Below are 18,092 nucleotides of genomic sequence, written 5' to 3' on the forward strand. Positions count from 1 at the left end.
TCACGGCGCCGGGTCGGTCGGCGCGGGCGGGGCGGCGATGCTCAGCCACGCGTTGGGATCCTTGCCAGCCTGGGACTTACGGCCCTGTGAGGTGCCATCCCTGAGCTGCTGCAGCTGCCGGTCGACCTCTGCCTTCGCCGTCACTGCAGCGAGCTGCCGTTCCAGGTCCTCGTCCGGCGGCGCTGTGAGGTCACGGAAGGCACCGCTGGAAAGCAGCTCATCGGTTGCGTCTGCTCGGGCCTGCATCTGGGCGATCCGATCCTTGGCCCGGTCGAGACTGACGCCCACCTCGGTCATCTGTGAGCTCATGCCGGTGGCGGCCTCGTTCGCCTTCACTCGCGCGGCAGAGGCCGTGTAGCTGGCCTTGATGGCTTCCTTCTCGGTCCGGAACGCGTCGATTCGATCGGCGAGTCTGCGCTCGTTCTCCTGCAGTTGAGCCTGCTGTTTCTGCAGCGAGGTGTGCTGATCACGCAGCATGCTGACCTGGTTCTCGAGAAGCGCGCGACGCTCCAAGGCAACGCGGGCCAGGTCTTCCCGTCCTTGGCTCAACGCCTCGCCAGCCTGATCGGTCAAGCGCTGATAGCGGGCCCCCATCTCCTGCCCTTGAAGTTCGACGCGCTTCTTCGCCGTCGCAACCTCGGCTACCCCCTGCCGAACCTCGTACAGCATCCTCACCTGCTGCTCATAGCTGTCATCGAGGGTCTCTCGTGGGTCCTCCATGCTGTCCAGCACGCGGGTGGTCTTGCTGCGGAAGATGGTTCGCAACCGGGCCGCAACGCTCATGATGCTCTCCTAATCAGGCGCTCCATCGATGGCTGGCGGTCAGGCTCGGATACGACGTCGTTCCGATTGAGCGCGTGCAACTCTTGCACCCCAGCGCGCAACGCGATTACTTCCCGATCGACGTCGGAACGCAGCGCGGTCAGCGTGTCGTCGGTGAGTTCTCCGAGACCTGTTGTGACGGCTGAGCGCAGCCGCCGCACTGACCCGGCGAGCTCATCAACCTGCCGCGAAGCGTCAGGCAGCCACTCGGCCAGAACCGCGCCATCCTGCTCGCTTTCCATCAACCGCAATTGCCTCTCCAGCGCTTCAGCGGCGATTCGGATGCGGCGAAAGAGGCGCGGGACTTCTCCGTGTGGGCCGTCGTTATGCGCCGCGAAGTCGACCGCCGCCTGGCCGCTGTCGAGAGTGTCCCGCAGGCGCACGCGCAGCATCAGAACCTTCTGTTGGTCGCCCCAACTGAAGCGCGCACGAGTGCGCAGTGCCGCACCGCCGAGGGTCCGACTGTTGCGAATCCGCTTGTACAGCGTCCGCACGATCACGACTACCATGACGATCGATGTGAGGGCGATCATCGCAAGGGTTGCCAACACCCATCCCAGTACGTCCACGCTAACCACGAGCCTTCCGTCTTGGGATTCATCGGTGCGCAAATCCCTGACTGTGGAGCAAAGAGTACGCGGGACGGTTGCAATTGCGCCTAGAAAACTTTCGCCGAAGCCGGACGCTAAGGCATTCGGCAATTGCTCAGCGAGCGGCATAAATCGGCACTGGCGCTCGTTACTACAGCATGAGCAGCGAAGACCCGCTGGACGCCTACTCGCAGGTGGTGATGCGCGTCGCCGAAAGTCTGCTGCCGAGTGTAGCCAGCGTGCAGGTGGAGACCGCACTCGGACGCGGAGCCGGCAGTGCGTCAGTGGTCGGCGCGGATGGGTTCCTGCTCACCAGCGCTCACGTTGTCACCGGGGCGCGTGCAGTCGTGGCCGCCTTCGCCGACGGCACCGAGGTAGCCGCCGACGTGTTCGGCCGAGATACGTTGTCCGACCTGGCCGTGCTGCGCGCGAAGGGACCTGTGCCGCGGCCAGTGGTGCTCGGTGACGCCGCAGAACTCCGGGTCGGTCAGCTGGTGGTCGCCGTGGGCAACCCCCTCGGCATGGCCGGCAGCGTGACCGCGGGGATCGTATCCGGGCTCGGACGATCCCTCCCAACGCCATCCGGCCGGGTGATCGATGAGGTCATCCAGACGGATGCCGCGCTCAACCCTGGAAACAGCGGCGGCGCTCTGGCTGACAGCGCCGGTCGCATGGTCGGCGTCAACACCGCCGCGGCCGGAATGGGGCTTGGGCTCGCGGTGCCCATCAACGCGACCACGCGCGAGATCATCACAACGCTGATGACCCGCGGTCGCGTGCGCCGGGCGTGGCTGGGCATCGCCAGCATGCAAGTCCCGCTCGCACCGGACCTCGCGGCGAAGGTAGGCTCGCCCACCGGGTTAGAGGTTGCCCAGGTGGTCACGGGCAGCCCGGCCGAAGAAGCCGGCCTCTACCGCGGCGACATCATCGTGCACCTGGACCATCAGCGAGTCGTCACCGCAACGGCCGTTCAGCGCCTGATGGTGGAGGACGCCATCGATCGCCCAATCGAGATCACGGTGTGGCGAAACGGCGCTCTCGTGGATGTCATCACCCGTCCGCGGGAGCTCCAGGAGACCTGACGAAGCGCCGCCGCCAGCACGCTGACGATTTTTCTCGCGGCGGATTGTGCGCTTATGATGACCGTGTCATCAGTCGATGCCCTCGCAATTACCGTTCGTTTCGGGTGCCGAATCGGACCGCAAGAAAGTAAGTACGCCGCCGCATGGGCATCGACATCTCGCTTCTGGACCTCCTCGGATTCACCGCCACCGCGTTCTCCGTCTGCATGTGGATCCCGCAAGCACGCACGACGTGGAAGAGTCGAAACGACGTCACCCGCCTCGCCGGGATCTCCCAAACCAGCCAGTGGCTGATGATGATCGGCTACGTCCTGTGGGGGTTGTTCGGCGTGTTGAGCGGATCGCTCTGGGTGGCCGCACCGAGCGCGGTGATCATCCCCCTCGCGCTGGCGACCATCATCATCGTGCGCCGCGCGCGACGCCTGCCGTTCGTGCGGTCGGTGCCCATCCTCTCGACCAGCGATCCGGTTACCGTCGACGAGACAACAGCGTCGATTCCTATCCTGTCGACGGATGACGCGGTGCCGGCAAGCGAGATATCGGCGCCCGGCGTTTCGCCCACGACCGGAACAATCCCGGTGCTCGCTTAGCGCTCAGGCGTGCACAGCGGCACCGGACGGAGCAGGCTCGTGCCGCAGATAACGACGCCGGAAGCTGCCGGTGCCCGCAGTGAGGGCGCGCAGCTCGATCGCGTAGCGCAGCAACTCGGCATCCGGGATCTCCGCGCTCACCTCGCTGCGGTCGCCGCCGGCCGAGTCCGTGCCGGTCATGCGGCCGCGACGCGATGACAGGTCGTTCATCACAGCACCCAAGTAGCTGTCCGGCACGCTGATCGTGACAACTGACACCGGCTCAAGCAGTTGAATGCGGGCACCGGATGCCGCCTCTCGCAGTGCGAGCGCGCCGGCCGCCTGGAACGCGGCATCCGAGGAGTCCACGCTGTGCGCCTTGCCTCCGACGAGCTTCACCCGGATGTCGACCACCGGGAACCCGGCGGACACCCCTTTCTGCATCTGCTCCCTGACGCCCTTCTCGACCGAACTGATGAACTGACCGGGTACTACGCCGCCAACCACCTTGTCCACGAACTCGAAGCCCGCTCCGCGCTCGAGCGGCTCCACCTCGATGTCGCAGATCGCGAACTGGCCGTGGCCGCCGGACTGCTTGACGTAGCGTCCGCGGGCTGCCGCGGGCGTGGCGAACGTCTCGCGCAGCGGCGTGATGACGTCCACGGTTTGCAGCTTCACCCCCTGGGCGCGCAACCGGTCCAGCACCACCTCGGCGTGGGTTTCGCCCATGCACCACAGGATCAGCTGGTGGGTCTCCGGGTTGCGTTCGACCCGCAGCGTCGGGTCGACCGCCGCGACCTTGCCGAGGCTGCGCGCCAAAGCGTCCTCGTCGCCGTGCGATGCCCCCTGGACTGCAACCGGCATGAGCGGCTCGGGCATCTCCCACGCCGCGATACGCAGCGGCGACTCCCGGTCGGACACGGTGTCGCCGGTCTCGGCCGTAGCCACCTTGGTGAGCGCGCAGATGTCACCCGCCACGGCGAATGAGACGGCACGCAGGCTGGAACCGAACGGAGCCTGCAGGTGCGTGACCCGCTCGTCGCTGTCGTGATCCTGATGGCCGCGATCCTCCAAACCGTGTCCGCCGATGTGCACTGTCGAGTTCTCTCGCACCGTGCCGGAGAAAACGCGCAGCAGGCAGACCCTCCCCAGGAATGAGTCGATCGCCGTGCTCACCACCTCACCGACCAACGGACCGGCCGGATCACAGGTGAGTGGCCCCACCGGATTGCCATCGAGATCCGTCACGGGCGGCACCTCGCGCTCGAGCGGCGAGGGGAACGCGCGCGTCATCACCTCAAGCAGTTCATCGATGCCGACACCGGTTTGGGCGGAGGTCGGCAACACCGGGTAGAAGGAACCGCGCGCCACGGCGGTCTCCAGATCGCTGATCAAGATGTCGAGGCCGACGTCCTCCCCGCCGAGGTAGCGGTCCATCAGCGTCTCGTCCTCGCTCTCGGCGATGATCCCCTCGATGAGCGTCCCGCGGGCGGCATCAGCTGCCGCGAGTTCGCTCGCATCCGCCGGCCGGGTCGTGGGGGGTCCCCCTTCCGGGCGGTAGTCCGACACACTGCCGGACAGCAGCCCCTGCAAGCCGATGATCACGCCGTCGGCGCGCACGGGAAGGTAGAGCGGCAGCACCCCGCCTCCGAAGGCTTCCTGACACCCCATGAGCACCGCCTCGTAGTTGGCGCGGGGATGGTCGATTCTGCTGATGACGACGGCTCGCGGCATCCCGACGTGCTCGCACTCGGCCCACAGCGCGGTGGTCGCCGCGTCCACGCCGTCGACAGCCGACACCACGAACAGCGCAGCATCCGCCGCCCGCAAGCCGGCACGAAGGTCGCCGATGAAGTCCGCATATCCCGGGGTGTCGAGCAGGTTCACCTTGATCTCATCGACCGCGAACGGCAACACCGACAGGGCGACAGAGCGCTGCTGGTGAATCTCGGACGGGTCGGAGTCGCTAACCGTTGTGCCGTCGACTATCGAGCCCATGCGGGAGATGACCCCGGTGGCCGCGAGCAACGATTCGGCCAGCAGTGTCTTGCCTGCGCCGGATCGACCCACCAGGGCGATGTTGCGGATGTTGTCTGGCCTACTGGCCGACACCACCGGTGATGCAGTGCCGCGCGAAACCTCCGCACCGCTCCGGCCGGTGTTCTTGGCGGTGCCGTTAGTGCCTTTCGCGGACATAGGAACTCCCTAGGTCGCCTGCGCTGTCTGCACGTCTGACTAGATTTGACACCCAGAACGGCTGAACGGCAAGGGGAGGACGAATGTCAGAAGTGATTCCAGCAACCGCGGCGATCGCCGACGCGGCACTTCGGCTCGGTATCGACGTGCGGCCAGGGCCGGTCGCGCTGCGTCCGGCCGTCCCCGGCGCCGCTTTCGCCGGCCCGGCCCGACCAGTCACACACCTCGGAAGCGTTGACGTCATCCTTGAGACGATCGACGCGGCATCCCCGGGCGACGTGCTGGTGGTCGACAACGGCGGGCGAATGGATGAGGCGTGCGTCGGCGACCTGGTCGTTCTAGAGGCGCTTATGGCCGGGCTGAGCGGTGCCGTGATCTGGGGACTGCACAGAGACACCAGGCAGTTGATCGAAATCGGGCTGCCGTTGCACAGCCTCGGTGCCCTCCCGTTCGGTCCGCGCCGTGTGCCACCCGGCGGGAGCGCGATGCCGGTCGCCGTGCTTGATTCAGTGACGGTGACACCCGCGTACTTTGTCGTCGGTGATGACGACGGGGTGCTGTTCTTCGAGGCACAGCACCGGGACGCGCTGTTCGAGACCGCCCGGCAGATTCAGCGCAACGAGACTGCGCAGGCGGACAAGATGCGGGGAGGGCTGAGCCTCCGCCAGCAGCTGGATTACGCCGGCTATCGGGCTCGTCAAGCGGTCGACCCGGCCTACACCCTTCGTCGGCACCTGGTCGAACGGGGCAACTCGATCGAGACGTGATTCGCGAGAGCCGCAAGCGGATGGAACGGGGGATGCAGGACATCATCCGGAACCCGGGGGAGCGCACGCCAGAGCTCATGGACGAGATCATGGCCGCCACGGAAGCTCCAGGCGCCATCGAGATCATGGCGGTGCTGGTCAGCTCGCTCGAGCTCAAGTGACAAGAGGCTACTTGTAAAGGCCCTCGCGCAGGTTGATTCCGTGCTCGAGCCACGCCTTCATCGCGATGAGCATTCCGGTCCAGCCCTCGCAGTTGCCGAATGCGCTCTTCGCTCCTTCCCTCGTGGCAGTCCACGCAGACTCGGTGATCGTCACCAGAGTTCGCGTGTCGTCATCGATCGGTTCGAATTCGAAGGTTGTGGTCGTCGTCCCGTCGGGGCTGCTTGTCGAGTTGCCGTCCCAGCGCACGACGATCCGTCGCGGCGGATGCGCTTCGACGACGGTGACCGGGAAGGCGCCGGGGAAGTCGTGGAAGTCCCAGGTCACGTCGCCGCCTGGCTCGAGCCGACCGCGAGCGCCGCCGGTCGTGAAGTACTTCGACAGCTGTTCGGGGTCCGCGACCGCCTCGTAGACCTCGGTGCAGGGGAACGCGATGCGCCCGGAGACGGTGAAGGAGAGTTCTTCCAGGGGAGTGTCCGCAGTCATGGGGCAATTCTGCACGGAAGCAGCGCCGGTCGACCGTGACAGAGTGGAGACAATCAGGAAGGAGACCCGACATGCAGCTCGGTGCATTCTCGATCAGCCTCACAGTCAAGGACATCAACGCATCACGGGAGTTCTACGAGAAGCTCGGTTTCGAACAGTTCGGCGGCGACATCGCCCAGAACTGGCTCATCATGAAGAGCGGCGACGCCATCGTCGGACTGTTCCAGGGCATGTTCGAACGCAACATGCTGACCTTCAATCCGGGCTGGAATGCCGACGCCAAGGAAGTCGACCCGTTCACCGACGTGCGCGAACTGCAGCGGCGACTGAAGGAATCCGGGATCACGATCGCGACGGAAGCGGATGAGCAGTCCGAGGGCCCAGGCTCGTTCATCGTCGTCGATCCGGATGGCAACCCGATCTTGTTCGACCAGCACCGCTGAGTCGGCGGGCCACACGGCACGCGGCGGGAGAATCGCCAGGTGGACAAGTACGACGTCAAGGCGGCGCATAAGGCGCTGTACGCACCCTCGTCGAAGGACTTTGCGATCGTGGACGTTCCGGCGATGCGCTACCTCGCGTTCGACGGTCATGGCAATCCCAACACATCAGCGCTGTACGCGGAGGCGATTGAGGCCCTGTACGGCGTCGCGTACACGGTGAAGTTCGCCAGCAAGGCGGCCGGCCGGGATTTCGCGGTCGCTCCCCTTGAAGCGCTATGGCGAGCCGACGATCCAGCGGTCTTCGCCTCGGGCGACAAGGACGCCTGGGACTGGACGCTGCTGATCAACCAACCCGACTGGATCACGGACGACGCCGTCGCATCCGCCGTCGCCAAGGCACGCGCCAAGAAGCCGCTGTCCGCACTCGATCGACTCCGACTGCTGTCGCTGACAGAGGGTACGTCGGTGCAGATCCTGCACGTCGGACCCTACGACGACGAGGCGCCGACGCTGCACAGGCTCCATCACGAGTACCTGCCCGCGCACGGGCTGACCTTCAACGGCGACCACCACGAGATCTATCTCAACGATGCGCGGCGCACCGCACCGGCCAAGCTCAGGACGGTGCTGAGACAGCCGGTCAGACCCGCATAGGCGGGCTGACCGACCGGATACCAGCGTCAGGCCGCCTGCGCCGTTGCCCTCGCGCGGATGAAGCGGCGTGTCGGGGGAGCCAGCTCAAGGCCGACGACGATTAGGGCGACAACGCCGAAGCTGATCGCCTCGGTCTCCTGGATGGTTACCAGCTTGACCACGGTGAACAGCGCCATGAAGATCGCCCAGGCGATGACGCCCGCCCGGCCCGTGGCGCTTCCCCTGAGTTGGGCGATGACGGCGGCGACCCCGATCAGGGAGAGGTAGCCGTACATCGAGAGGAAGGTCGCATCCACAGGGTCGTAGCCGTCGAGTCCGGAGAAGAAGACGGCACCGTACGTGCCGACCGACGCCAGGAGAATGGTGAGGACCGTGGCGATGATCACGGTCACGGGCGGGCGAGCGGATGTCTCGCTGGGGTCAGCGGACAGGTGCTCTGAGGTCGTATTGGTTGTCATGGGATAACGGTGCCGTCGGTCGAGTCCCAATCGGCAGTGGTGCTCGTCCTATCTTCAGTCGGGACTTCCTGTCCCGTGCTGTTGCGCGCGTTCGCCGCCATAATGAGCGAATGGGAGCGGTCGGGGGTGTTGTTGCGGTCGCTGCCGGCCTGCTCGGCGGACTGCTCCACGCGGTCAACGCCGCATCCGATCGGGTGCACACCCCGTCGTTCTGGTTCATGGGGCTCTCCACCGCCGTGGCCTACGGTGCTGTCTCGGTCATGCTGCGCCGCAGCGATGCCGTCTGGATTCGCCGGGTCACCGCCGTGATCGGGGCAACTTCGGGAGTTGCGCTCTTAGCGATGGAATGGGCTTGGCTGGGCGACGTTGCGCTCGCCGGTTTCGCCCTCTGGCTCGGCACCTGGCTGTGGGTTGTCGCCTATGTTGCGATCCTCACGGTGCTCCCGCATGTGCTGCCGCACGGTCAGCTCACGGCCTCTCGGTGGCGCCCCGCATTCTGGCTCTCGGTCGCCACGCTGGTGGTCGCTTCGGCGATGTGGGCGATGACGCCGTACGACCAGCAGGACTTTTCCGTTCAACTTCGCGACCTGGTGAACCCGATCGGTTCGCCGCTGGCGACTCATCCCGCGCCGGTGATCGCTGTCGGCGCCTTGCTGGTGCTGTCCACCGGGTTGGCGATTGCGTCCCTCGCCGCGCGCTGGCGTCGCTCGACCGGTGTGTCGCGCCAACAGCTCAAGTGGCTGCTGCTCGGGGTCACCGCAACGCTGGCACTGGCCGGCCTGGCCCGCCTCTTCCCCGCGGGACCGACCGAGGTCATCGCGGGCCTGGCCATGCTCCCGGTGCCTCTAGCGTTGGCGGTCGCAGTGCTCCGCCACGGACTGTGGGAGATCGACACCGTCATCTCCCGCTCCATCACCTACACGGCGCTTTCTGTCGCGGTGATCCTCATCTACCTGACCGCCGTCTGGTTGCTTGGCAGCACCGTCGGAGATTGGATCGGAGCCCCGGTTGTGGCGACCGCGTTGGCGGCACTGGTCGCGCTGCCGTTGCACGCGCAACTGCAGCGTTGGGTCAACCTGCGAGTGCACGGCGATGTCGAGGAACCGCACGTGGCGCTTGCCAGGCTCGGCGAACGGTTGGCCGCTGCATCGGACCCGCAGGAGCTGTCGACGAAGGTGTTGCCTGCGGTCGTTGAACAGGTCACCAGATCGCTGCGAGCATCCGGTGCCGAACTCACCCTCGTCAACGGCACAGTCGCGAGCTTCGGCACGCCGATCGAAGCGGACGCCACAGACGGCGTCACCCGGGTGCCGCTCACCTACGGCGGGGTCCCCAGTGGTGAGCTGGCGGTGCACCGGCCGGGTGGGCTGGATGCCTCCGACCGACTGGTGCTCGACCGGCTGGCGACGCAAGCGGGCGTCGCGGCTCACACGGTGATGCTGGCGCACGAAGTGCAGCGGGCGCGTGAGGCGATCGTCGTCGCCAGGGAGGAGGAGCGGCGCCAGTTGCGGCGCGACCTTCACGACGACATCGGGCCAGCGCTCGCCGCGCTCGCGTTGCAGGCGGAAGCGGCGCTGAGTGTGCCATCGGCCGACCCTGACGTCGCATCCGGGTTGATCGCCCGGCTGGTGCCCCGGTTGAACGCGACCGTGGCCGACCTGCGTGCGCTGGTGCATGATCTGCGCCCGCCGAACCTGGACGAGTTCGGCCTGGCCGCATCCGTGCACGACCTTGCCTCCCACCTGACGACGCCGGATGCTCTGGTCACCGCGGAGGTCGCCGCCCTTCCCGAGCTGTCCGCCGCCCTCGACGTTGCCGCCTACCGGATCGTGTCGGAAGCGGTGACGAACGCCGTGCGCCATTCCGGTGCCTCCGTCATCGCGATCCGACTGGCGTTTGAGGACAACGCACTTGCGATCACGGTAGTGGACGACGGTGGCGGCCTGCCCGCGGTGCCGGCGAACGGATTCGGCCTCACCTCGATGAGGCTGCGCGCGGAGGAGTTGGGTGGCCAATTGAGCCTTACGACCGGAGCATCAGGAACGCAGGTCACCGCGCGAATTCCGTTGCTGTCGCCTGCGCGAGCCGGTGCGCAGCAGGTTGCGAGCCTCTCGTGACAACACGCGTACTCGTGGTCGACGACCATCCGCTCTACCGTGAAGGGCTGGTGAGCGTGATCGCCACCATGGCGGGCAGCGAAGTGGTCGGCGAAGCTGCCGACGGCGCTGAAGCGGTGCGCCTTGCCCACGAACTTCAGCCGGACGTCGTAATCATGGACCTGAACCTGCCGGTGGGCAGCGGTGTCGAGGCGACTCGGCAGCTTATCGGGGTGTCGGAACACAGCGCGGTGCTGGTGCTCACCATGCTCGAAGGGGACGACTCCATCTTTGCCGCACTGCGGGCCGGCGCTCGCGGTTACCTGCTGAAGGGCGCGGACCGCTCCGAGATCGAACGCTCCATCGCTGCTGCTGCACGCGGTGAGGTCGTGTTCTCGCCGGCGATTGCCGAACGGGTGCTGTCGTTCTTCGCAGGCGGGGGCAAGCCGGATGCGAGACCGTTCCGGGCGCTGACCGCGCGTGAGCATGAAGTGCTGGATCTGGTCGCCAGGGGGTTGACCAATGCGGAGGTGGCTCGCCGTCTGTTCGTGAGCGACAAGACCGTGCGCAACCACGTTTCGAATGTGTTCGCCAAGCTTCAGGTGACGGGACGCGCTGAGGCCGTCGCGCGGGCCCGCGACGCAGGTCTAGGCGGGGTCTAGCGCCGTAAGCCTTCCATGAGCGTTTTCAGGGCGGGCGCGTACGGTCACCTTGCCGGTGCGAGGGGATCTGCATCGTGGCGGATTCCGGTCTCCGCGGCAGAAGGGTGACACCGCCATGACTGGGCGAGTTGTGCATTTCGAGATCCCGGCGGATGACTTCGATCGGGCAACGGAGTTCTACCGCTCCGCGTTCGGCTGGGACATCAGCCCAGTGCCTGACATCGACTACGCGATGCTGGGGACGACACCGTCCGACGAGAATGGTGCGCCGACGGATTCCGGAGCGATCAACGGCGGTTTGATGTTGCGCGACGCGGACCGGAAGAGCCCCATCGTCACCATCGACGTCGACGACATCGAGCAGGCACTGGAGAAGATCACGACGCTTGGTGGCCGGATGGTCATGCCCAAGCAGGATGTCCTGGGGATGGGTTACAGCGCGTACTTCACCGACAGCGAAGGCAACTTGATGGGGTTGTGGCAGAACGCCTGACCCGGCTCATTTCACATTCCGGCGCGCCCAGTGTCCCCGGGCGTCTCCGCTCTGGCCCGGGCGACCACCATTCCGCGCGCCGACCTGGGGAAACGTTCGAGCATCGCCCGCACTTCGTCAGCATTGACGTCCGCACCGAACAGTTCAGCATGCGGTTCGAGCCGGATGCCTTCGGCCAGCGGGCCCGCGATCACCGGATCGAACCCGAAGGCGTCGACCAACTTCGCGACGGCTGACAGGTCAGCAGGATCGTCGCCGGCGATGGCGATGGCCTTGCGCCCCGGTTGGCCTGCTGGACGTGCCTCGTCCTCCAGGTCGTGATAGCCCATGTGATTGAAGGCCTTCACGACGCGGGACTCTGGAAGGTACGCCTGAACGATTTCGCTCGAGGATGTGCGCGGGTCCGTGAACTCAGTGCGGATGCCGTCGGCCTCCCACCAGTAGTTCATGGCGTCGATGACAAGCTTGCCGCGCAGTTCATCAGCGGGAACCGTCCGATACTTTCCGAGGGGCAGCGCGAGGATCACGATATCGGCTCGCGCGGCGGCCTCCGATGCGGTTGTGGCCTCAGCGCCGTTGCTCAACACATCGACGCTCAGAGCGAGTCTCGCCGGATCGCCCGTACTGGCAATGAGCACGTGGTAGCCGGCGGCGACCGCGAGCCGGGCGAGCACGGGACCGACCTTGCCGGCGCCGAGGATGCCGATGGTGCTGCGCTTGACCGTGTCGTTCACGTTGTGGATCCCCGATCACTGGTTGCGTCGTCTGACTAGCTTCCATTCTCGAGTCTTGGCGCCGGTGTCGGGGGCTTCTTCTAGAGTCTTACCGCATGGGGCGCATCATCTTCGATACCGCGGCGACGTTGAACGGGTTCATCGCCGACAACAGCAACTCGTTGGATTGGCTGTTCGCAGTCGAGGGCGGGGAGCAGCCAGAGTCGGGCTTGTTCCCGGCGGATGCGGTGGTGATGGTCGAGGGCTCGACGACCTACGAGTGGGTGCTCGCGCATGAGCGCCTGCTCGATAACCCGGAGCGGTGGAGCGAGTTATTCGGGAGCAAGCCGACGTTCGTGTTCACCACGCGCATCCTGCCGGTGCCGGCAGGTGCGGACGTGCGGTTTCTGTCCGGCAGTGTTGCGGAGGCCCTGCCGACAATTCGTGAGGCAGCGCGCGGCGGCGACATCTGGGTGGTCGGTGGGGGAGACCTGGCCGGCCAGTTCCTGGACGCCGGGGCGCTCGATGAGATCGCGGTGTCGATCGCTCCCGTGACGCTCACCGGGGGCGCGCCGTTGCTGCCGCGGCGCGTGGAAGCCGACCGTCTGCATCTGGTGTCAGCGGTCCGGGTCGGCCAGTTCGCGCGTCTGGTCTATGAGGTGCGACGGCCTGTCGAGTAGGCGCGGTATCGAGCGCTCGTCTCAAATCCTTCTGGCAATCGCCCCAAAAGGGTTTGAGAACGATTGACACCCGGATGGCGTGAGCGGATTGTTAGGTGAAACCCCCGATCAGGAAACAGTGCGACCCGAGTCACACAACCCGCTTGCGTGTGGCTGATGAGTGATCGCCTGCATGAGGAACGATGCCCTACGTTCTCGCTGTCGATATCGGCACCCGATTTACCACCGCCGCCGTCGTTCGACTAAGCCCCGATGACCGAAGCGCAACACCAGTTCCGCTGAGGCTGGGTGCGCAGAGCGTCGCGACCGTATCCACCGTCTACTTCGCAGACGACGGGCGTGTTCTTGTCGGTGATGCGGCCGAGGAGTGTGGGATCGAACACCCCGACCGTGTCGTGCGCGAGTTCACCCGGCGGGTTGGCGACACCGTGCCGATCATGGTCGCCGAGGAACCAGTCACAGCCGAACACGTCTTCGCAGTCGCGGCTCGCTGGGTGGTCGAGCGGGCTGAGGAGTCCGAGGGAGAGCCACCTGCAGCAATCGTGGTCTCGCACCCGCGTGATTGGGGCGACTACAGGCTCGCGTTGATCGCGAACGCCCTTGCTGAATTCGGGCTGGGCGACGCGACACTGGTAAGCGAGACGCACGCCGCTGCGACACATCACGCCAGCGGGGCGATGGCTGGCACCGGCACTTTCGCGCTGTGCGATCTGGGGGCCGCCACCGCCGATGTGGCATTGGTCACCGTCGACGACACACGGTCCTGGCACCTCAGTGGAGAGCCTTCCTCGATCGACCTCGGGGGGACGGACTTCGACGACGCAATGCTTGCCCATGTCCTGACCAATCTCGACGGGGCCACTGAACAGATCGATCAGGCGGATTCGGAAACTCACCTCGCGCTCACCCGCCTCCGCGCCGACTGCACGCAAGCGAAGGAAGCGCTCTCCTTCGCTTCAGAGGCAACCGTCCCTGTGCAGCTGCCCGGCCTCCAAACGCAGGTGCGAATCGTCCGCTCCGAGTTCGAGGGCATGATCGCAGCCGACGTCCGCAGAATCGTCGAGCTGCTCGCGGGCCGACTGGAGACGGCCGGTGTCGACTCGGACGACCTGACCGCCGTGGTGCTCGTCGGCGGATCATCGCGCATCCCGTTGGTCGCCCAGCTGCTCTCCGAGAAATTCGACGTGCCAATCGTCATCGACACGAATCCCCAGACGTCGATCTCACTGGGCGCGGCCGCGTTCGGGGCACTGCCGTTGCTCGCATCCGTGAATACGGCGGAGATCGATACCGAGGACGAAGGCACAGACACCGAGAACGACGACGTTGTGCAACCCATCTCACGCAGAGACCGGATGCTGGCCAAGGCCGTTCCCGTCGCAGCCGCGGCCGCCGCCGCCGTGCTGGTTATGGGCGTGACGATCATGCAGGGCTCTGGCTTCAATCTGTTCCCTGAGGAAGGGACCAGCGGCACGGGCACAGAGACCAGCGGCGATGCGCCAGCGGTCGGAACAGCGGACGGTGCGGCAGGCGGTGGCGGGCAGCCCGACTCTGCCAACCAGGGCGCCGCGCCAATTTCGGATGCGCCCCGGCAGGGACGGGACGACAGCCAGGGACGCGGAGACGGCGAGGAGCCGCTGCGTCGCCGAACGGGCCAGCCGGTGTCGCCGCGTGACGGCGCCGGGACCTCATCACCGGTGAGGACATCGACAGAAACGCCCGGAACCGCCCCGCGGGGGACAGACCCGGCCCCATCGCCGAGTCCGACGCCCACGCCAACGCCTGATCCAACCCCCGACCCGACTCCGGACCCGACACCCGAGCCGACGCCGGATCCGACACCCGAGCCCACCCCGGATCCGACACCCGAGCCGACGCCTGATCCAACACCCGAGCCCGCTCCCGATCCCACGCCGGATCCGGCTCCAGAACCGGCTCCAGAACCCACGCCCGAACCGACCCCCGAACCGACTCCGGAGCCCACGCCCGAACCCACGACACCGCCGGCGGAGGCGCAGGCAGCGCCGCCCGAGCTCGCCGTGTAAGGCACCGGCATGGGGCAGGCCAACCCGCCAGAGGCGATCGAAGCGCTCGGCCACGAGCTTGAAACGACGTCCGATGCTCTGCGGGAGTTGTTGCTTGCCCTCGCGGTCGGATTCGATCTCGCCGACCATGTGCCGCCGACTCTGGACGCGGCACAGATCGACGACCTCGTCGAGCAGGCCCGCGCGGCCGGGTGGTTGTCGCCCAACGGACGACTTCTGCCGGTCGTGAGACAAACCCTTCTCGACACCACACCGCCCTACCGCGTGCGAGCGCTCCAGCGGATGCTCGTCGATACCTTCGTCGACGAGGGCCTCCCGCTAGACACCGTCGCGGAAGCTCTCGCGCAGGATGGCCTGAGGGACGTCCGGATTTCCCGAACGCTTGAGCACGCCGCCGATGCCGCCCTGGACACAGAACCAGCGCGCGCCGGCGTGCTCTACGAGGAAGCTACCGCGGCCGGAGCCGACGAAGTCCACACGGCTGCCCGACGCGCGCAGGCCGCGGCGGCAGTGGGCGATGTGGACGGTGCATCCCGAATCGTGGATGCCCTTCTCGCACAGGAGAATCCGCCAGATCACTCCAGGGCGATTGACATCGCAGCCGCCGCATGGGCGCAAAGAGGGATGCTCGCACGCAGCGCAGAACTGTACCGATCGCGTGGACCCGAGAACATCGGAGGCTCCGCCGGTCTAGCCGTCGTGGCCATGATGGGAGCAGGCGACCGCGCAGGCGCAGAGTCGATGGCGAACGCCGCTTCATCGCCAGGTACAGTGCATTCCTTGGCGGTGGCCGTCAACCTCATGGGCCAGGGCATCATGCATTCGGTCAGCGACCAAGCCGCCCACGCGCTTCCTTCGCTGATCCAGGCATCCGACATGATGACCGCTTCCGGCGCTACCGTGCCGTTGCCCGAATCGCCGGCCGCTCTCGCCACGCTCGCGGCGCTGCACGCGGGTGACCTCGACGTGGCTGATTCGATCCTGGATGCCGCGCTCCTTGGTGGGCAGGGCGGGCCGGCGGCACGACCGCGCCTCCTGCTGCTGCGAGCGTGGGTAGCCATGCAGCGCGACCGGCCGGAGCGGGCGTACGAGGCCATCACCCAGGCCACCACAGTGGACTGCGAACTCGTGCCGCGCGACGTGCTGTGGCTGCGCGCGCTCGAGGTCGGCTTGGCACGACGAGCGGATGACGGATCGTCACTCGTGCGCGCGTGGCATCGCGCGCGGGAGAGCGTCCTGCACGTCGACATCGACCTTTACAACCTCATGCCGCTGGCCGAACTGCTGATAGCCGCGACGCGCTTGCGTGATGCAGAGCGCCTGGAACCCCAATTGCTCGATGCGTGGGCACTGCTGCAGCAACTCGGCGATCCGCCGCTCTGGTCGGTTCCGCTGCACTGGGCGGCGATCCAGGCAGCCATCCTTGCCGAGCGTCCGCAAGACTTGGGGCCGCACGCGGCCGCGCTCGTACGAGCGTCCGATCACGATCACCTCGCTTCGACGCTTGCCTCAGCAGGGCGGGCCTGGGTAATGGTCCTGGCCGGCAACTTCGACGTCACGGTGGTCGAAGCAGCCGCTCGCGGACTCGCTGCCGTGGGCATGACCTGGGAGGGCGCGCGGCTGGCTGGACACGCTTCGGCACGCGCGCCCGAACGCAAAGACATGGCGCGACTCCTCGCTTGTGCACGCGACCTGCGCCCCAGCACTAAACGGCCACCCGATTCACCTGCGGGCGCACACCCAGCCACACCCAACGACTCCGCCGACTCGGTCGAGAACGGGATGAGCGCTCGTGAACGCGAAGTCGCGGTACTCGTCCTGGAGGGAAAGACCTATCAGGAGATCGGCGAGGCCATCTTCATCTCGCCGCGCACGGTTGAGCACCACATTGCGAGCATCAGGCGGCGGCTCGGCGTCACAACGCGTGGCGAGTTGCTGGCCCAGCTTCGCATCATGCTGGATGAGCGCGACGCCTTTTCCGACTGAGCGGCCGACCAGCCGGTCCGAAAACCCCTATCGAGGGCTGACCCCGGACCGGCAAACCCCGCACCAGAGGAAGCCGAGTAGGGGAGTGCACCCGGATGCCCGGGCAACCGGCCGAAGCCTACGTTCGTCAGACCAGGCAAAACCGCCGGTAAATGAACTCAAGGATGAGGTAACCCGACATGACCACTCTCACCACCATGCTGCTGGATTTCCTGCTCAGCCTGCTGGGCGACCCGGAAAAGGCCGAAGAATTCCGCAATGACCCGGAGGGAACGCTCGCGGCAGCCGGACTGGGCGATGTGACCAGCGATGACATGGACGCCGTCATGCCGGTCGTGCTCGACTGCACGACCCCAACCGGCGACCACCACGGCGGTGGCGGACATCACGACGATGACCACGACCACGACCACGACCACGACCACGACCACGACCACGACCACGACAAGGATCACGGCCACGGACACGGTCGCGACCGCGACGATGATGACCACGGCCACGCCGTGCAGCAGATCACGCACGTCGTGAACAACTACTCCCTGACGGAGACGAACACCGACCAGTCGGTCCACCAGAACATCTGGGCTGACGGCGACGTCACGCAGTACTTCGACAACGACGCGATCATCGCATCTGGTGTTGGCGCAGTTGCCGCAGGCGGCGACGCCGACGTCGACAACTCGGTTGACAACTCTGTCGACAACTCCAGGGACGAATCGACGAACATCTGGGCCGGCGACGACATCTCGATGGGAAACACGGACATCGACGTCGACGTGGAGGACTCGTTCAACGACAACTCCGACAACTCGGTAGACAACTCGGTAGACAACTCCGTTGAGATTGAGGATTCGTTCAACGACAACGAGATCGACACCGATGTTGACATCGAAGACTCCTTCAACGAGGACAACTCGGTTGACAACTCCACCAACACCGAGGTGGACGTTGACATCGAAGACTCCTTCAACGAGGAGGAGACCAATGTCGAGATCGAGGACTCCTTCAACGAGGAGACCGAGGTCGAGATCGAGGACTCCTTCAACGAGACGACGACCGAGATCGATGCCGAGATCGACGTCGAGTTCGAGGACTCCTTCAACGAGGACAACTCGGTCGACAACTCGATCGAGGTCGAGGACAACGTAGTTGTCGTCGAAGAACCCGCCCCCTAGGAGGTGGACCCCAGCT

Annotated in this window: 19 protein-coding genes; 13 read left to right on the forward strand and 6 right to left on the reverse strand. The window is 66.1% G+C overall.

The annotated features are described in order from the left end of the window. Positions 1 to 783: a PspA/IM30 family protein gene (locus tag HGK58_RS07850; protein WP_168627039.1), complete on the reverse strand. Its 783-nt coding sequence runs from the start codon at positions 781 to 783 to the stop codon at positions 1 to 3. Beyond that, positions 780 to 1,433 carry a hypothetical protein gene (locus tag HGK58_RS07855; protein ID WP_168627040.1) on the reverse strand — a complete coding sequence of 218 codons (654 nt, stop codon included), beginning with the start codon at positions 1,431 to 1,433 and terminating at the stop codon, positions 780 to 782. Before HGK58_RS07855 ends, HGK58_RS07850 begins: the two co-directional genes overlap by 4 nt. A 137-nt stretch (positions 1,434 to 1,570) precedes the next feature. On the opposite strand from HGK58_RS07855, the gene HGK58_RS07860 reads away from it, so the two are divergent. After that, positions 1,571 to 2,494, forward strand: coding sequence for a trypsin-like peptidase domain-containing protein (locus HGK58_RS07860; RefSeq protein WP_168627041.1), 924 nt, complete (start codon positions 1,571 to 1,573; stop codon positions 2,492 to 2,494). 143 nt (positions 2,495 to 2,637) lie between these two features. Next, positions 2,638 to 3,084, forward strand: a complete 447-nt coding sequence (locus HGK58_RS07865; protein WP_168627042.1) for a PQ-loop repeat-containing protein — start codon at positions 2,638 to 2,640, stop codon at positions 3,082 to 3,084. 3 nt (positions 3,085 to 3,087) lie between these two features. On the opposite strand, the gene HGK58_RS07870 is transcribed toward HGK58_RS07865, so the two are convergent. Further along, a complete protein-coding gene (locus tag HGK58_RS07870) occupies positions 3,088 to 5,259 on the reverse strand; it encodes an elongation factor G-like protein EF-G2 (protein ID WP_168627043.1) in 2,172 nt (723 codons plus the stop codon). Between the two features lie 83 nt (positions 5,260 to 5,342). Here HGK58_RS07870 and HGK58_RS07875 point away from each other — a divergent pair, with 83 nt between their 5' ends. Together HGK58_RS07875 and HGK58_RS07880 are read left to right on the forward strand one after the other, a co-directional pair. Beyond that, positions 5,343 to 6,026, forward strand: a complete 684-nt coding sequence (locus HGK58_RS07875; RefSeq protein WP_168627044.1) for an RraA family protein — start codon at positions 5,343 to 5,345, stop codon at positions 6,024 to 6,026. Next, complete coding sequence (locus HGK58_RS07880) at positions 6,023 to 6,187, forward strand: hypothetical protein (protein ID WP_168627045.1); 165 nt, start codon at positions 6,023 to 6,025, stop codon at positions 6,185 to 6,187. The genes HGK58_RS07875 and HGK58_RS07880 overlap by 4 nt, the downstream gene beginning before the upstream one ends. 7 nt (positions 6,188 to 6,194) lie before the next feature. Here HGK58_RS07880 and HGK58_RS07885 read toward each other — a convergent pair whose 3' ends face one another. After that, complete coding sequence (locus tag HGK58_RS07885; RefSeq protein WP_168627046.1) at positions 6,195 to 6,671, reverse strand: SRPBCC domain-containing protein; 477 nt, start codon at positions 6,669 to 6,671, stop codon at positions 6,195 to 6,197. A 71-nt stretch (positions 6,672 to 6,742) separates the two neighbouring features. Between HGK58_RS07885 and HGK58_RS07890 the strand changes: the two genes are divergently transcribed. After that, positions 6,743 to 7,114, forward strand: coding sequence for a VOC family protein (locus tag HGK58_RS07890; protein WP_168627047.1), 372 nt, complete (start codon positions 6,743 to 6,745; stop codon positions 7,112 to 7,114). A gap of 39 nt (positions 7,115 to 7,153) precedes the next feature. Beyond that, positions 7,154 to 7,768 (forward strand): GyrI-like domain-containing protein, encoded by a 615-nt coding sequence (locus tag HGK58_RS07895; RefSeq protein ID WP_168627048.1) that lies wholly within the window; start codon positions 7,154 to 7,156, stop codon positions 7,766 to 7,768. A 26-nt stretch (positions 7,769 to 7,794) separates the two neighbouring features. Here HGK58_RS07895 and HGK58_RS07900 read toward each other — a convergent pair whose 3' ends face one another. Then, entirely contained in the window at positions 7,795 to 8,226 is a 432-nt protein-coding gene (locus tag HGK58_RS07900; protein ID WP_168627049.1) for a hypothetical protein, read from the reverse strand. 110 nt (positions 8,227 to 8,336) lie between these two features. Between HGK58_RS07900 and HGK58_RS07905 the strand changes: the two genes are divergently transcribed. The 3 genes from HGK58_RS07905 to HGK58_RS07915 all read left to right on the forward strand — a co-directional run bounded on the left by HGK58_RS07905 (position 8,337) and on the right by HGK58_RS07915 (position 11,477). Beyond that, positions 8,337 to 10,343, forward strand: a complete 2,007-nt coding sequence (locus tag HGK58_RS07905; RefSeq protein ID WP_168627050.1) for a histidine kinase — start codon at positions 8,337 to 8,339, stop codon at positions 10,341 to 10,343. After that, on the forward strand, positions 10,340 to 10,984 hold the full coding sequence (locus HGK58_RS14065; RefSeq protein WP_168627051.1) for a response regulator transcription factor: 645 nt from the start codon (positions 10,340 to 10,342) through the stop codon (positions 10,982 to 10,984). Before HGK58_RS07905 ends, HGK58_RS14065 begins: the two co-directional genes overlap by 4 nt. Positions 10,985 to 11,099: 115 nt before the next feature. After that, the gene (locus tag HGK58_RS07915; protein WP_168627052.1) at positions 11,100 to 11,477 is read left to right on the forward strand and encodes a VOC family protein; all 378 of its coding nucleotides are present in this window, start codon (positions 11,100 to 11,102) and stop codon (positions 11,475 to 11,477) included. 11 nt (positions 11,478 to 11,488) lie between these two features. Here HGK58_RS07915 and HGK58_RS07920 read toward each other — a convergent pair whose 3' ends face one another. Next, positions 11,489 to 12,211 carry an NAD(P)-binding domain-containing protein gene (locus HGK58_RS07920; protein WP_168627053.1) on the reverse strand — a complete coding sequence of 241 codons (723 nt, stop codon included), beginning with the start codon at positions 12,209 to 12,211 and terminating at the stop codon, positions 11,489 to 11,491. A 95-nt stretch (positions 12,212 to 12,306) separates the two neighbouring features. Between HGK58_RS07920 and HGK58_RS07925 the strand changes: the two genes are divergently transcribed. The 4 genes from HGK58_RS07925 to HGK58_RS07940 all read left to right on the forward strand — a co-directional run bounded on the left by HGK58_RS07925 (position 12,307) and on the right by HGK58_RS07940 (position 18,076). Further along, positions 12,307 to 12,870: a dihydrofolate reductase family protein gene (locus HGK58_RS07925; protein ID WP_168627054.1), complete on the forward strand. Its 564-nt coding sequence runs from the start codon at positions 12,307 to 12,309 to the stop codon at positions 12,868 to 12,870. A gap of 182 nt (positions 12,871 to 13,052) precedes the next feature. Further along, complete coding sequence (locus HGK58_RS07930; protein WP_168627055.1) at positions 13,053 to 14,915, forward strand: Hsp70 family protein; 1,863 nt, start codon at positions 13,053 to 13,055, stop codon at positions 14,913 to 14,915. Between the two features lie 9 nt (positions 14,916 to 14,924). Next, entirely contained in the window at positions 14,925 to 16,901 is a 1,977-nt protein-coding gene (locus HGK58_RS07935) for a helix-turn-helix transcriptional regulator (RefSeq protein WP_246865490.1), read from the forward strand. A 179-nt stretch (positions 16,902 to 17,080) separates the two neighbouring features. Next, positions 17,081 to 18,076 carry an IniB N-terminal domain-containing protein gene (locus tag HGK58_RS07940; RefSeq protein ID WP_168627056.1) on the forward strand — a complete coding sequence of 332 codons (996 nt, stop codon included), beginning with the start codon at positions 17,081 to 17,083 and terminating at the stop codon, positions 18,074 to 18,076. The last annotated feature ends 16 nt before the right edge of the window (positions 18,077 to 18,092 follow it).

Origin of the sequence: Cryobacterium sp. BB307 (assembly GCF_012274275.1) — a bacterium.
Taxonomy (GTDB): Bacteria; Actinomycetota; Actinomycetes; order Actinomycetales; family Microbacteriaceae; genus Terrimesophilobacter.

Excerpts from the sequence above, each read along its gene's own strand:
- HGK58_RS07925 (WP_168627054.1), top strand. The coding sequence starts at position 12,307 with ATGGGGCGCATCATCTTCGATACCGCGGCGACGTTGAACGGGTTCATC.
- HGK58_RS07870 (WP_168627043.1), bottom strand. The coding sequence starts at position 5,259 with ATGTCCGCGAAAGGCACTAACGGCACCGCCAAGAACACCGGCCGGAGC.
- HGK58_RS07860 (WP_168627041.1), top strand. The coding sequence starts at position 1,571 with ATGAGCAGCGAAGACCCGCTGGACGCCTACTCGCAGGTGGTGATGCGC.
- HGK58_RS07865 (WP_168627042.1), top strand. The coding sequence starts at position 2,638 with ATGGGCATCGACATCTCGCTTCTGGACCTCCTCGGATTCACCGCCACC.
- HGK58_RS07890 (WP_168627047.1), top strand. The coding sequence starts at position 6,743 with ATGCAGCTCGGTGCATTCTCGATCAGCCTCACAGTCAAGGACATCAAC.
- HGK58_RS07850 (WP_168627039.1), bottom strand. The coding sequence starts at position 783 with ATGAGCGTTGCGGCCCGGTTGCGAACCATCTTCCGCAGCAAGACCACC.
- HGK58_RS07915 (WP_168627052.1), top strand. The coding sequence starts at position 11,100 with ATGACTGGGCGAGTTGTGCATTTCGAGATCCCGGCGGATGACTTCGAT.
- HGK58_RS07875 (WP_168627044.1), top strand. The coding sequence starts at position 5,343 with ATGTCAGAAGTGATTCCAGCAACCGCGGCGATCGCCGACGCGGCACTT.
- HGK58_RS07900 (WP_168627049.1), bottom strand. The coding sequence starts at position 8,226 with ATGACAACCAATACGACCTCAGAGCACCTGTCCGCTGACCCCAGCGAG.
- HGK58_RS07885 (WP_168627046.1), bottom strand. The coding sequence starts at position 6,671 with ATGACTGCGGACACTCCCCTGGAAGAACTCTCCTTCACCGTCTCCGGG.
- HGK58_RS07905 (WP_168627050.1), top strand. The coding sequence starts at position 8,337 with ATGGGAGCGGTCGGGGGTGTTGTTGCGGTCGCTGCCGGCCTGCTCGGC.
- HGK58_RS07935 (WP_246865490.1), top strand. The coding sequence starts at position 14,925 with ATGGGGCAGGCCAACCCGCCAGAGGCGATCGAAGCGCTCGGCCACGAG.
- HGK58_RS07930 (WP_168627055.1), top strand. The coding sequence starts at position 13,053 with ATGCCCTACGTTCTCGCTGTCGATATCGGCACCCGATTTACCACCGCC.
- HGK58_RS07940 (WP_168627056.1), top strand. The coding sequence starts at position 17,081 with ATGACCACTCTCACCACCATGCTGCTGGATTTCCTGCTCAGCCTGCTG.